The organism is uncultured Clostridium sp. (assembly GCF_947036855.1).
Classification (GTDB): Bacteria; Bacillota; Clostridia; order Clostridiales; family Clostridiaceae; genus Sarcina.
This window is the reverse complement of the sequence record NZ_CAMQRY010000070.1, coordinates 1-13,684: the sequence shown is the minus strand read 5'-3', so window position 1 is coordinate 13,684 and position 13,684 is coordinate 1. Positions and strand designations below refer to the sequence as shown.

12 protein-coding genes and 1 other annotated feature are annotated in these 13,684 nt (G+C 29.8%); of the genes, 8 read left to right on the top strand and 4 right to left on the bottom strand.

What is annotated here, in order from left to right:
• The first annotated feature begins 61 nt into the window (after positions 1-61).
• The 7 genes from Q0V15_RS08355 to Q0V15_RS08325 all read left to right on the top strand — a co-directional run bounded on the left by Q0V15_RS08355 (position 62) and on the right by Q0V15_RS08325 (position 8,630).
• On the top strand, positions 62-391 hold the full coding sequence (locus Q0V15_RS08355) for a PTS sugar transporter subunit IIB (protein ID WP_297437911.1): 330 nt from the start codon (positions 62-64) through the stop codon (positions 389-391).
• Between the two features lie 180 nt (positions 392-571).
• Positions 572-1,918 (top strand): PTS sugar transporter subunit IIC, encoded by a 1,347-nt coding sequence (locus Q0V15_RS08350; protein WP_297437909.1) that lies wholly within the window; start codon positions 572-574, stop codon positions 1,916-1,918.
• 189 nt (positions 1,919-2,107) lie between these two features.
• The gene (locus tag Q0V15_RS08345) at positions 2,108-3,295 is read left to right on the top strand and encodes a MalY/PatB family protein (protein ID WP_297437907.1); all 1,188 of its coding nucleotides are present in this window, start codon (positions 2,108-2,110) and stop codon (positions 3,293-3,295) included.
• A 12-nt stretch (positions 3,296-3,307) separates the two neighbouring features.
• On the top strand, positions 3,308-4,360 hold the full coding sequence (locus Q0V15_RS08340; protein WP_297437905.1) for a M42 family metallopeptidase: 1,053 nt from the start codon (positions 3,308-3,310) through the stop codon (positions 4,358-4,360).
• Between the two features lie 215 nt (positions 4,361-4,575).
• On the top strand, positions 4,576-6,036 hold the full coding sequence (locus Q0V15_RS08335) for a leucyl aminopeptidase (protein WP_297437903.1): 1,461 nt from the start codon (positions 4,576-4,578) through the stop codon (positions 6,034-6,036).
• A 175-nt stretch (positions 6,037-6,211) separates the two neighbouring features.
• Positions 6,212-6,856 carry a histidine phosphatase family protein gene (locus tag Q0V15_RS08330; protein ID WP_297437901.1) on the top strand — a complete coding sequence of 215 codons (645 nt, stop codon included), beginning with the start codon at positions 6,212-6,214 and terminating at the stop codon, positions 6,854-6,856.
• A 109-nt stretch (positions 6,857-6,965) separates the two neighbouring features.
• Positions 6,966-8,630: a diguanylate cyclase gene (locus tag Q0V15_RS08325; RefSeq protein ID WP_297437899.1), complete on the top strand. Its 1,665-nt coding sequence runs from the start codon at positions 6,966-6,968 to the stop codon at positions 8,628-8,630.
• A gap of 44 nt (positions 8,631-8,674) precedes the next feature.
• Here the strand turns inward: Q0V15_RS08325 and asnS are convergent, their stop codons facing one another.
• From asnS to Q0V15_RS08310, 3 genes are all read right to left on the bottom strand, one after another.
• Positions 8,675-10,072 (bottom strand): asparagine--tRNA ligase, encoded by a 1,398-nt coding sequence (asnS, locus tag Q0V15_RS08320; protein ID WP_297437897.1) that lies wholly within the window; start codon positions 10,070-10,072, stop codon positions 8,675-8,677.
• Between the two features lie 61 nt (positions 10,073-10,133).
• Positions 10,134-10,388, bottom strand: a binding site (T-box leader).
• A 98-nt stretch (positions 10,389-10,486) separates the two neighbouring features.
• Positions 10,487-11,185: a metallophosphoesterase gene (locus tag Q0V15_RS08315; protein ID WP_297437895.1), complete on the bottom strand. Its 699-nt coding sequence runs from the start codon at positions 11,183-11,185 to the stop codon at positions 10,487-10,489.
• A gap of 59 nt (positions 11,186-11,244) precedes the next feature.
• Positions 11,245-11,745, bottom strand: a complete 501-nt coding sequence (locus tag Q0V15_RS08310; protein ID WP_297437893.1) for a hypothetical protein — start codon at positions 11,743-11,745, stop codon at positions 11,245-11,247.
• Positions 11,746-11,918: 173 nt separating this feature from the next.
• Here Q0V15_RS08310 and Q0V15_RS08305 point away from each other — a divergent pair, with 173 nt between their 5' ends.
• Complete coding sequence (locus Q0V15_RS08305; protein ID WP_297437891.1) at positions 11,919-12,995, top strand: Xaa-Pro peptidase family protein; 1,077 nt, start codon at positions 11,919-11,921, stop codon at positions 12,993-12,995.
• Between the two features lie 56 nt (positions 12,996-13,051).
• Here the strand turns inward: Q0V15_RS08305 and Q0V15_RS08300 are convergent.
• Positions 13,052-13,684, bottom strand: a 633-nt coding sequence (locus tag Q0V15_RS08300; RefSeq protein WP_297437890.1) for a nucleoside transporter C-terminal domain-containing protein, incomplete at its 5' end; no start/stop codon positions are given.

The window sequence follows — 13,684 nt, the reverse complement described above, 5'->3', positions numbered from 1 at the left end:
TTAGAACGTGTTTAGTTTTTACTGTTATGTTATAACTACATCATACAAGGGGGAATTAATTATGAAAATATTATTAGTATGTGCAGGTGGATTCTCAACAACAATGATGATGGATGCAATAAAGACAGTTATCAAAGGGAGCCAAAAGTTAAACATAGAAGATTTTACACCAATGGAAGCTATTCCAGTTGATAGACTTGAAAGTAAAATTACAGGATATGACATAGTGCTTGTAGGACCACAGCTTAGCCACAAGTATGAGCATGTTCAAGAAATAGCAAAAGAGCATAATAAGCCAACAGTTTTATTAACATCAGAGATATATGGAGCTATGGATGGTGCAACAGTTTTAAAACAGGCACTTATAGCAATGAAAAGATTTAAGGCTTAGTAAAGTTTATAGCCATCTACTCAAAAGGGTGGGTAGATGGTTAATTATAAAAATGGTGTTTATTAGAATAACATTTTTAGTTAGGGGTAATTTAAAAATGTTAATTAGTATATAGGCATTTTTAGAATAAATGAGAGATTCATGGTCAAAATAAATAGAAAAATTTAAGGGGGAATTAACATGGGAGGAACACTTTTCGGAAAGTTTGAGGCATTCATTAGAAAGTATTTAATGCCAGTAGCAAACAAGATTGATAAGCAACCACATCTTAGCGCAGTTAAGAAGGGAATGGTTGTCTTAACACCGATACTATTACTTGGTTCACTTGCGTATCCATTAAAAACTATTAAAAACGTATTTGAAAATAACATGGCAGTTCAAAACTGGTTTGAACATAACGTTTATCTTATAGACTTACTTATAAAATTATCACTAGGAATGATAGGACTGTATGCAGTTCTAGCAATATCATATTTCTTAAGTGAACATTATAAAATTTATACTATAGGTTCAGTTGCTTTATCAGCATTCGCTTATATGTTAGTTACAGTTTCGTTTGATGATAAGGGTATGCTTAATGCAAGTTTCCTTGATTCAAAAGGATTGTTTGCAGGTATTTTTATTGCAATCGCAGTAGTCGAAATTTATCGATACTTTACAATTCATAAACTGGTTATTAAAATGCCAGAAGGTGTACCAGATTTCGTATCTAGCTCATTTGAGTTAATTACACCAACAATAGCAATAGCTACTTTCTTCTTAGGTCTTAGATATGCAGTTGCAACAATGACAGATGGATTATTAATTCCAGAAGTTATTATGAAAATGCTTGCTCCAGCAATCGGATCTATGGATAACTTATTCGTAGTTGCTTTTGTTATAATGTTAAGATTATTATTCTGGTTCTTTGGAATTCACTCAGCTGTTTTAAGTCCAATTCTTTCACCAGTATTTGTACAGTTCCTTGCAGAGAATATTGCTGCAAAAGAAGCAGGGGCATTATTACCTCACGTTGTAACAGGTGGAACATTCTCAGCCTTTGCAAACTTTACAGGTTCGGGAGTTACAATAGGTCTTGTTATAGCAATGTTAATTAGTAAATCAAAGAGATATAAAAAAGTTGGACAAGTTGCATTAATACCATCATTATTCGGTATAAATGAGCCAGTATTATTTGGAGTTCCAGTAATACTTAACCCAATATTATTAATACCATTTATCTTAGGTGGAACACTTGTTGGTATATTCCCATTCGTATTAATGAAGTTTGATATACTTGCTAGACCATTCTTTGACCCTCCATACTTACCATTATTCTTTGAAGGATTCTTAACGAATATGGATTGGAGAGTACCATTTGTTCAAGTATTACAAATACTTATGTCAGTAGCTGTTTATCTACCTTTCTTCAAGATTTTAGAAAAGCAAGAACTTGCTAGAGAGCTTGAAGAAGCTGAAAAAGGAAAAGCAGAAGTATTTGATGCGAGTGAGCAAGAATTATTAGATGAATTAGATTTAGATTTCTAAAAAATAAAACAGAACCCACTAAGAAAATCTTAGTGGGTTCTACTTAAATAAATAAATAAAGATAGTTTATTTTTAATTGTGAGTTATAAAAGAACTTAAAATTAAGAATAAAGTAAAATTTAAAATATTTAGATTTGAAATATTTAGATTTGAAATATTAAAAATTAGTATAAGCAGGGGGAGTTTGATATGGGTAAATATAATTTTGATATGTTAGTTGATAGAGGTGAGTTTAAAGCTAGAAAGTGGAATATGACAGAGTTAAATGATAACGGAACATTTGGAGATAATATTATACCAATGGGAATGGCTGATATGGATTTTCCTTGTGCACCTAAAATTCAGGAAGCTATAAAGGCTGTTGCTAGTCATGGGATTTATGGATATACATATGTTCATGATGAATTTTATAATTCAATAATTAATTGGAATGATAGAAGACATAATTCAAAAGTAGAAAAAGAGTGGATTACACTTACGCATGGTACAGTTAGTACACTTCATTATATAGTTCAGGAATTTTGTGAAAAAGGAGATAATGTTTTAATACAAAGTCCAGCATATGACCCATTTTATAATGCAATAGCTCGGGGTGGAGCAAATCCAATTTATAATAGACTTGTTTTAAATTATGGTAGATATGAAGTAGATTTTAAAGATTTAGAAGAAAAGCTTAGTGATGAAAAAACAACACTTATGATTTTCTGTTCTCCACATAATCCAACAGGTAGGGTTTGGGATAAAGGTGAAGTTTTAGCTATTGCGAGTCTTTGTAAAAAGCATAATGTTTTACTTGTTTCAGATGAGATTAATAGAGAACTTATGCTTTATGGAAATAAGCATACACCTATAATTGAAACAACACAGGAGATAAAGAATAACACTATTTTATGTACTTCACCTAATAAGGCATTTAATCTTGGTGGACTTAAATCATCTTATACAATTATTCCAAACAAAGAAATTAGAGATAGACTTAAAAAAAGGCTAGAGAATAATTCTATAACATCACCAAATATATTTGTAATTCCATCAGTTACAACTGCTTATAATGAGTGTGAAGATTGGCTTGAAGAGTTAATTGAATATATAGAGGGGAATTTAGATTATTTGAGAGAGTTTTTAAAAACTAGAATTAAAGGAATTAAGCTTATAGAACCAGAAGGTTCATATCTTGCATGGCTTGATTTTAGAGAAATAGAAGACGACCCAGTAAAACTTGAAGAGTTTAACTTAAATATAGCAAAGATAAAGTTCTGTGAGGGATATACTTTTGTTGATAATGGAGATGGATTTGCAAGAATTAATTTAGGATGTCCAAGAAGTATTTTAGAAGAAGCATTAAATAGACTTGAGATAGCAGTTAAGAATAGATAGGGAGGAATTGTAATGAAAGATTTAGAATTTTTAAAAAGAATTAGTGAAGCTGATGGTATTCCAGGTGCTGAAGATGAAGTTAGAGAAATTATAAAATCAGAGCTTAAAGAATATGTTGATGAATTTATGTATGATAATCTTGGCAGTATCATAGGGGTTAAAAAAGGTGAAAGTGATGAAATAAAAGTTTCACTTGTAGCTCATATGGATGAGGTTGGTTTTGTAGTTAGAGATATAGATAAGAATGGATTTATAAAAGTTTTTCCTCTTGGTGGGTGGAATCCTCACATGGCTCTTGCATCAAAAGTAACTATCACTAATTATAATGGTGAAAAATTTGTTGGGGTTATGATGACTGATAAATCTACAAAGGATATTTCTTTTGATGATATATATGTAGATTTAGGATTTGAAAGTTTTGAGGAAGTCTGTGAAGTTAACATAAGACCAGGTGATATGGTAACGCCATATTGTAAAGTTGAAGTTATGAATGGTACAAAAAATATACTTGGAAAAGCATGGGATGATAGAATTGGGTGTGCTACTATGGTTTCAGTTTTGAAAGAACTTAAAGATGTTCACCATAATAATACAGTTTATGGAGTAGGGACAGTTCAAGAAGAAGTTGGGACAAGAGGTGGAAAAACTACAACATCTGTTGTGAAACCTGATATTGCGATAATTATAGATGTAGCTTCAACAAAAGATACACCAGCACTTGGTGGTAAAGGTAGAAAACTTAGAAAAGGACCTTGTCTTGTGGTTTGTGATAAACTTGCAATTGGAAATAAGAAATTATTAAATCTTTTTGTTGATGTTGCAAAAGATAATAATATAGATTTTCAGTATGACATTTTATCAGGTGGTGGAACAGATTCAGGGGCAGTTCATTTATATGAAGAGGGAGTTCCTTGTTTAACAGTAGTCATCCCAGTTAGAAATGCACATACAGAAACTACTATTTTTAATTATGATGATTATACCAAAGCTGTAAATTTAATAAAACTTGTAGTACAAAGGTTAGATAAGAAATTCTTAGATGAATTATATGCATATAAAAGATAATGATAAGGCTGTGGATAACTTTAGATAAGGTTATCCACAGCCTTATTTAATTAGTAGAAATTAATGCATTTATGCAAAAAGTTCATAAAATTTAAAAAAAACACATTTTCTTCACAAAATGATACGCTTAAAGTGGTAAAATAGTATTTAATATAGAAAATCTGAGATACTAAAATTAGATAACAGATATTAAATTGAGTGAAAGAGGTGTATTTATGTTAAATATTAATATAAATGAGATTGATGTTAAGTCAGTTGATGCAGTTCTAGTTCCTTTTTTTGAAGGTAAATTAGAAAGCAAGAACAAAGAAATAGAAGCAAAGATAAAAAGAGCTGAGGCTAAGAAAATATTTAAAGGTGCTAAATCAGAAGTTTTAGTTTTAGATAGAACTTTAGAAGATGGTACTGTTCAAGATATAATTGTTTTAGGTCTTGGAAAAGCTGAAGAGTTAACAGTTGATAGCATGAGAAAATCTTTCTCAAAAGCTGTAAGAGAACTTAAAGCTATAAAAGCTAAAAATGTTAAAGTTTGTTTAAAGAATGTTGAGCTTTCAAACGTAGCAGATTTAGTTAAAGGTTTAGTAGAGGGAATGATTCTTGGAGATTATAAATTCGACAAGTTCAAAACTGCTAAAAAAGATAATAGTGATATGGTAATAAATCTTCCAGAAGAGTTATCAGTAGCTAAAGAAACTTTAGAGGAATCAGTAATACTTGCAGAAGGAACAATCATTGCTAGAGATTTAGTAAATGAGCCTGCAAACATAATGGTACCATCATTACTTGCTGATGAAGCAGTTAAATGTGGAGCTAAATATGGATTTGAAGTTGAAGTTAAATCTCTTGAAGAGATCAAAGCTCTAGGAATGGAAGCATTCTTATCAGTAGCTAAAGGTTCAATACATGAGCCAAAGCTTATTGTTATGAGATATAACGGAGATTCAGAAAACTTAAATAAAAAGCAAGGTCTTGTAGGAAAAGGGTTAACTTTCGATACTGGAGGATATTCAATCAAGCCTAGTACATCAATGGATACAATGAAATCAGATATGGGTGGATCAGCAGCAGTAATTGGTGCTATGTCTATAATAGCTGAAAGAAAACTTAAGAAAAATGTAGTAGCAGTAGTAGCAACTTGTGAAAATGCTATTTCAGATAAAGCTTATAAGCCAGGAGATATCATTGGTTCAATGGGTGGAAAAAATATAGAGATATTAAACACAGATGCAGAAGGAAGATTAACTCTTATTGATGCAGTTCACTATATAATTACTAAAGAAAATGTTGATTCAGTAGTTGATATTGCTACTTTAACAGGAGCTGTTTTAGTAGCTCTTGGAACAAGTACAACAGGAGTTTTAGCTAATGAAGATAAATTCTATGCAGAGCTTCAAGAAGCATCTAAATCAACAGGTGAAGATGTTTGGAGATTACCAATAACAGAAGAATATAAAGAGATGAATAAATCAAAGGTTGCAGACCTTAAAAATATCGGTGGAAGATTTGCTGGGTCAATAACAGCAGGACTATTCATTGGTGAGTTTGTTCAAGATAAGCCATGGATGCACCTTGATATAGCAGGAACATCATGGACTGATGCTTCTCTTCCATACTCTGATTTAGGAGCTACTGGTGAGGGTGCAAGAATACTTTATGAGTTAGTAAAAAGAAGATAATAATTTAAGATATAGGGTGCTAGAGAAATCTAGCATCTTTTTTTTATGACTAAAATAAAAACATCGGCAGTTTAGTTTTGAAAAAATATAATTGTAAATTATAATATAGAAAGATTTTAAAATAAAGGGGGATAGATTTAGTGATTAGTTAAAAACTATAATATCACTAAAGTTAATGATGACAAAATTATATTTAACAAGACATGGTGAAACAATTTGGAATACACAGGGAAGATTTCAAGGTTGGGCAAATTCAGATTTAACAGAGCTTGGAGTAAAACAGGCAGAGTGGCTTGAACAAAGAATAAGAGATTTGGAAATTGATGTTGTTTATTCAAGTCCAACAGGAAGGGCATATCAAACAGCAGAAATATTAACGAGTAAAAGAGGAATAAGTATAGCAACACATGATGGGCTAAGAGAAATAAATGTAGGTATGTGGGAAGGTAAAAGCCAAGAGGAAATAAAAGAGATATGTATAGATAATCAGTATAACTTTTGGAACAAGCCACTTAGCTATAATCCAACAGAAGGTGGAGAAACTTATAATGAAATGGCAGATAGAAGTTTTAATGCAATAAATGAGATTATAAAATCAAATAAAGGTAAAAGGATTTTAGTTGTAACTCATACAATAACAATAAAAAGTTTTATGTGTAGATTAGAAGAAAGAAATTTGAATACGTTATGGGATGAGCCTTTTGTAAAACAGACAAGTCTTACGGAAATAGATTTTATAGATAATAAATTTGATATAGTACTTAATGCTGATATGTCACATCATAAATATGCTTTTAAAGAATTTAATGAATTTAAGTAGATAGATGCTAGGTTAGAAATAGATAGTGAGTAAAAATGAGCATAAAATATAAAACTTTGATATAATATGTAGAGTAAACTTTAATTTGATTAAAAAAGGAGGGCAAAAATTGAAAATTTTTATCAGATTTTTTATTCTTTTATTTGTTTTTAGTTTGGTCTTTTTAGCTAAAACTAATATTATAGTTTTGGCACAATCAAATAATAGTATAACGGAACTTATTTCTGAATTAGATACGGTAGATAGCAAAAGTGCTAGTGCAGCTAAATTACAGGAAGAAATAGGTATGGCATATTATAAAGAAAATCAAATAGATAATGCGATTAAGTATTTAGGTAATGCAGAAAGTATATACACTAATTTAGAGCTTTTAGATGAAGCGAATAGTGTAATAATAAATATATTAAGTATATCAATTGAATTAAAAAGGTATACTGTGATCATAAGGTATTCACTTACATATATTGATAATGCTACAACTCTATATAAAGAAACAGGAAATGAGCAGTATCTTAAGAATATGGTTGGTATAAATTATTTAATTGCAACAACATGTAATATACTTGGAGACAAGGCATATGGAAAAGAATATTTTAATGTTGGGGAATCACTTGAAAGTAAATATGATGTAAAAGAAACATCTAGTATAGATTATGTTAAATCTAATTATTATTATTATCAGGAAGATTATACAAGTTCTGAAAAGTATGCATATAAAGGAATAATACTAGCTAAAGATGAAAAAAGTAAATTTAATTATTTAAATGGTCTTATATATTTAGCTAGAGTTCAGTTGCATATGAATGATATAATGCATGCAAAAGCTAATTTAGCTATCGTAGGTGAGGGAAAAGATACAGTTAAATCTAATTTAATAGATGTAGAATATTATTATTATTTAGGCAGTTTATATTCAATTGAAAAAGAATGGAATAAGGCTATAGATAGTTATCTTAAAGCATATAAATATATGAATGAAAAAAATAACTATGAAATTAATATACATATTTTAAATAAGTTAGGATTATCATATAGTAAAATAGGCGATTATAAAAATGCAGTAAAATACTATCAAGAGTATATAAAAAAAGAAAAAGATATGGCTGATAGTAAGGAACAAGTAAATGCTAGCATAATTATAAATATTCATAAAAATGACCCACAGAATATACTTAGTGAAATTAAAATAAAGAAATCACAATCAAATATAAAATTGCTACTTATAACAACTATAGCAGCAATATTTTTATTACTTATAATAATAAAAGCTTATTATAGTAAAAAGAAAAATATGAAAAAATTAAGTAAAGAACTTAATAAGGATAATTTAACAAAAGCTTATAATAGAAGATATACAAATATTTATATGAAGAAACTTGCTAAAAATTACGAAGATTTTTTTGTCGTAATGGTAGATGTAGATAATTATAAATCAGTTAATGATACATATGGACACCAATTTGGAGATTTAGTCTTGAAAAAATTAGTAAAGACAATGAGAGCTTTAGGTGGTGCTAATGTATTAACTTGTAGGTATGGGGGCGAAGAGTTCCTTTTAGTTATAAAAACAAGTGATAGTGATATTGCAGTTAAAATATCTGAACTTATAAGACTTGGAATACATGGCCTTGAGTGGGATTATGGAAATGAAATTACTGTAAGTATGGGAGTTGCAAAGCATACAACTTTTGATACAATTGAAGAAGTTATTGAAAAAGCAGATTCAAATTTATATAAAGCAAAAAGAAGTGGAAAAAATAAAGTAATATACTAAAAAGAAAAACACACAATGCATCTGCATTGTGTGTTTTGTTTTTATTAAAACTCTGATTGACCAGGAGTTCTTGGGAATGGTATAACGTCTCTAATATTTGCAACACCAGTTACATACATTAATAGTCTTTCAAATCCAAGTCCGAATCCAGCGTGCTTAGTTTCTCCAAATTTTCTAAGTTCTAAGTACCACCAGTAATCTTCTTCATTAAGACCAAGGTCTTTAATTCTCTTAAGAAGTTCATCATATCTTTCTTCTCTTTGACTTCCACCAATGATTTCTCCGATTCCAGGAACTAAACAATCCATTGCTGCAACAGTTTTTCCATCTTCGTTTAATCTCATGTAGAATGCTTTGATTTCTTTAGGATAATCAGTAATGAAAACTGGTTTCTTAAATACATCTTCAGCAAGATATCTTTCATGTTCTGTTTGAAGGTCTATTCCCCACTCAACTTTATAATCGAATTTCTTATCAGCTTTTAATAATATCTCAACAGCTTCTGTATAAGTAACTCTTCCAAAGTCTGATGAAACAACATGGTTTAATCTTTCAAGTAATGTTTTATCAACAAAACTATTAAAGAATGCTAATTCTTCAGGACATTCTTGCATTATATAGTTTATAACATATTTAAGCATATCTTCAGCAAGATCCATATCATCTTGAAGATCAGCGAAAGCTATTTCAGGTTCTATCATCCAGAACTCAGCAGCATGTTTAGTTGTGTTTGAATTTTCAGCTCTAAAAGTAGGTCCGAAAGTATAAACATTTCTAAATGCTAAAGCAAATGTTTCTGCATTTAATTGTCCTGAAACAGTAAGGTTAGTTTCTTTTCCAAAGAAATCTTTCTTATAGTCTATAGCACCATCTTCTGTTAAAGGAGCATTTTTTAAATCAAGTGTTGAAACTTGGAACATTTCACCAGCACCTTCACAGTCTGAACCTGTAAGGATAGGAGTATGAGTATATACAAATCCTTGATCTTGGAAGAATTTATGGATACCATAAGCAGCTACACTTCTAACTCTAAATACAGCTGAAAACAGGTTGCTTCGAGGTCTTAAGTGAGCTATTGTTCTTAAATATTCAAGAGTATGTCTTTTCTTTTGAAGAGGGTATGTTGAATCAGACATTCCTTCTAAAATAATTTCCTCTGCTTGAATTTCAAATGGTTGCTTTGTGTTTGGTGTCTCAATAAGAGTACCAATAATTTTTATAGCAGAACTTATAGGAAGTTTAGCTATTTCATCATAGTTTGAAAGTTTGTCGTTTGCAAAAACAACTTGAACATTTTTAAAGAATGAACCATCATTAACTTCTATAAATCCAAATGCGTTAGAAGCTCTAAGAGTTCTAATCCATCCTGAGATTTCTATTTGCTTACCAGCATACTCAGATGTGTTTCTATAAAGACTTTTTACTAAAATTGAATCTTTCATAATACTTATCCTCGCTTTTCTAAAATTTATTTTTGGATACAAAAAAAACCCCAATATCCTATTCTGGGACGAAAGGATTTCGCGGTACCACCCAAATTGCTCTGAAAAAAATTCTAAGCCAACTTATTTATACAAGCACAGTTATATGCCTTTCAATGAATAACGGTTTGACTCCGTCTAAGCCTACTAAAAATTAATTTTTCGGTTAGAAACTCCAAGATGTTCTTCAAAAAAGGTTTAAATATGAGACTCTCACCATAACTCACTCGCTAAATAGATAAATTCCTTAGTTTACTCTTCTCTTCACAGTAATTAGTTTTTTTAATTATAATTTATTTTACAATATCTAATTATTAAATGCAATAATAAATAATATATGAAAAAAGAGATTGTATTGTGTACAATCTCTAAAAGTTATTCTCTACCACGCTCATATGAGGAAATAAGAGAACTTGGGAATTTATTTATTTGCATATCTTTAACTATCTTTAGTACATTATATTCAACGCTTCTGATTTTAACTTTAGGAGTAGCTCCATTAAATAAATCAATTATAGCGTATGTTGCATTTGGTGAACCATTTTTAGGTTTACCAACACTACCATCATTAACTAAAAGTTTATCGCCAAATTGTTTAGAACCAGGAATATGAGTATGTGCACAAACAAGAATATCAGCATCAAGATTACTCATGATTCCTTCAATATCTTCATTTGCTTCATCAAGGTATTCATTGATTTTTCTTGGACTTCCATGAACAAATTTAATTTTTTTACCACATACGTCCATATTAAATTCTGTTGGAAGATTATCAAGGTAATAAATATTTGATGCTCTTAGTTCTTCAACAGTCCAAGTAAGTGAAAAATCATTAATATTAGTTCTTCTAATATAAGTAAAATCATTATCAACAACAGATGCATCATAGTTTCCTTTGATACAAAGGATGTTTTTCCTTTTAATCAGTGCAATAACTTCATTTGGGTGAGGACCATAACCAACTAAATCACCAAGGCAAATTATTGTATCAACTTCTTGAGAATCTATATCCTCTAAAACTCTAAGTAACGAATATAAATTTCCATGTATATCTGATATAACAGCTAATCTCATAAATATAACTCCTTTTAAAAAAATAGAATAGTGGTTATAATTCCACTATTCTAATTATATTATTTTTTTAGCTTTTTCTCTAATCTATTTTCAAGTTTTTTTAGAACTTCTGAAAGTTCAGATTTTAATTTTAAAATCTCAGTATTATTTAGAGTATCAGACTTTGGATTAAAGTCTGGATTTTTTTCATGGAAGGCATCTATATCATAAACCTCTTCAAGATTATTTATAAATTCCTCTTTAGGTGTAATTGCTTTTTTCTTTGTAGAATCCACATCATAAATTTCCCCTGTAAAAGCATTTTCATCTTGTAACTTATCTATAATTTTATTTTTTATGGCTATTATATGTGCAATATCTTCTTTAGATATATTATCAGATAATTTTTTCATTATATTTTCTACAACAAATTTAAGATGTTCAATCTCAACAGCGGCAGGTAAATACTTATAGTTAGAGTTATTTAGATGGAATAATTTTTTAACCTTCTCTATAAGATTTTCAAAATAAATAGCATTTTCCCTTATTTCAACACTTGTTAATGGTTCATCTGTTCTCATTTAAATTTCTCCTTTGTTTACGCAATTATCCATATTAAAAATATAAAAAATTGGTATATTAATACTTTTAATATATTATAACATTAAAAATTATCTACACTAACAATTATTAAATTTTTTTTATCTAGTGTATAATTAAAGAAATTAGTAGTTTTTTTGAAAGGATGATTTTAATGAATAATTCAAGAATTGATAAAGTTATAGAAGAGATGAAAAAGCAAAATCTTTCACAAATAGTTGTTACATCAGCACCATCATTATTTTACTTAACAGGTAAGATGATACATGCAGGAGAAAGAATGCTTGCATTATACATAAATGTTAATGGTGATAAAAAATTTGTTGTAAATAAACTTTTCCCAGTTGAAGAGTGTGGAGATATAGAGCTTGTTTGGTATGATGATATACAAGATGGAGTAGAAGTATTAAGTAAACTTACAGATAAATCTAAAGAAATTGGTATAGATAAAGATTGGAAAGCACATTTCCTTATAAGACTTATGGAGCTTAAGGGAGCAAGTGGTTTTATAAATGGTTCACCAATTATAGATAATCTTAGAATGACTAAAGATGAAAAAGAAAAAGAACTTATGATTACAGCATCAAAAATTAATGATGAAGTTATGAGTGAAATAGTTTCATGCATAAATGATAATTCAACAGAAAAAGAAATTTGCGCTATTATAACAGAAAAGTATTTAAGTATGGGTACATCAGGAAATTCATTCCCATCAATAGTTGCTTATGGAGCTAATGCTGCTGATCCGCATTGTTCATCAGGAGATAGCAAACCAAAAGCTGGAGATTGTATAGTTATTGATATGGGATGTAGAAAAGATAATTATTGCTCAGATATGACAAGAACATACTTCTATAAAGAAGTTTCAGATAGACATGCTGATATATATAATATAGTTTTAGAAGCTAATAAAAGAGCTATAAAGACTATTAAACCAGGTGTTAGATTCTGTGATGTTGATAATGCAGCAAGAAATTATATAACTGAAAAAGGTTATGGTGAATATTTTACACATAGAACAGGACATTGTATAGGAATAGAAGTTCATGACTTTGGAAATGTAAGTTCAGTTAATGAAGAAGTTTTAAAAGAAGGAATGATTTTCTCTGTAGAACCAGGGATTTATATTAAGAATGATATTGGTGTTAGAATAGAAGATTTAGTTATGGTAACTAAAGATGGTTGTAAAAGACTTAATGAGTATAATAAAGAACTAACAGTAATAAAATAATAGATAAAAACGGACAACTCAATATGAGTTGTCCGTTTAATTTTTAGGATAATAGATTATGCACTAAATAATATTCCTGCAATTGTTGCAGTCATAAATGTAGCCATAGCTCCACCAAGTAAAGCTTTGAACCCAAGTTTTGCTATTGTTCCTTTTCTTTCAGGAGCAAGTCCACCAATACCAGCTATTTGAATAGCGATAGATGAGAAGTTAGCAAATCCACAAAGAGCATAGCTTAAAATCATAATAGTTTTAGGTTGTAATGTATGATTAGCTATATTAACTCCAAGTTCTGAGTAAGCAACGAATTCGTTGATAGCAATTTTTTGACCAAGAAGACTACCAGCAGTTGATAAATCAGACATAGGTACTCCCATAAGCCAAGCAATTGGTGTGAAAGCTTTTCCAAGAACCCAGTAAAGACTTAAGAAGTCCATACCAAAGATTCCACCTACCCATCCAAGTAAAGCATTGATTAAAGCTATTAAAGCTATAAATGCAAGTAACATAGCAGCAACATTTAAAGCCATTCCAAGCCCTTCTGATGCACCATTTGCAGCAGCTTCAATAACACTTGAACTTGTTGATTCAAGTTTAACTTCTGTACCTGATTTAGTTTCAGGAACTTCAGTTTCAGGAATTAACATTTTAGCAAGTAGAAGTCCAGCAGGAGCAGCCATTATAGAACC

Excerpts from the sequence above, each read along its gene's own strand:
- Q0V15_RS08355 (WP_297437911.1), top strand. The coding sequence starts at position 62 with ATGAAAATATTATTAGTATGTGCAGGTGGATTCTCAACAACAATGATG.
- Q0V15_RS08350 (WP_297437909.1), top strand. The coding sequence starts at position 572 with ATGGGAGGAACACTTTTCGGAAAGTTTGAGGCATTCATTAGAAAGTAT.
- Q0V15_RS08345 (WP_297437907.1), top strand. The coding sequence starts at position 2,108 with ATGGGTAAATATAATTTTGATATGTTAGTTGATAGAGGTGAGTTTAAA.
- Q0V15_RS08340 (WP_297437905.1), top strand. The coding sequence starts at position 3,308 with ATGAAAGATTTAGAATTTTTAAAAAGAATTAGTGAAGCTGATGGTATT.
- Q0V15_RS08335 (WP_297437903.1), top strand. The coding sequence starts at position 4,576 with ATGTTAAATATTAATATAAATGAGATTGATGTTAAGTCAGTTGATGCA.
- Q0V15_RS08330 (WP_297437901.1), top strand. The coding sequence starts at position 6,212 with ATGATGACAAAATTATATTTAACAAGACATGGTGAAACAATTTGGAAT.
- asnS (WP_297437897.1), bottom strand. The coding sequence starts at position 10,072 with ATGAAAGATTCAATTTTAGTAAAAAGTCTTTATAGAAACACATCTGAG.
- Q0V15_RS08315 (WP_297437895.1), bottom strand. The coding sequence starts at position 11,185 with ATGAGATTAGCTGTTATATCAGATATACATGGAAATTTATATTCGTTA.
- Q0V15_RS08310 (WP_297437893.1), bottom strand. The coding sequence starts at position 11,745 with ATGAGAACAGATGAACCATTAACAAGTGTTGAAATAAGGGAAAATGCT.
- Q0V15_RS08305 (WP_297437891.1), top strand. The coding sequence starts at position 11,919 with ATGAATAATTCAAGAATTGATAAAGTTATAGAAGAGATGAAAAAGCAA.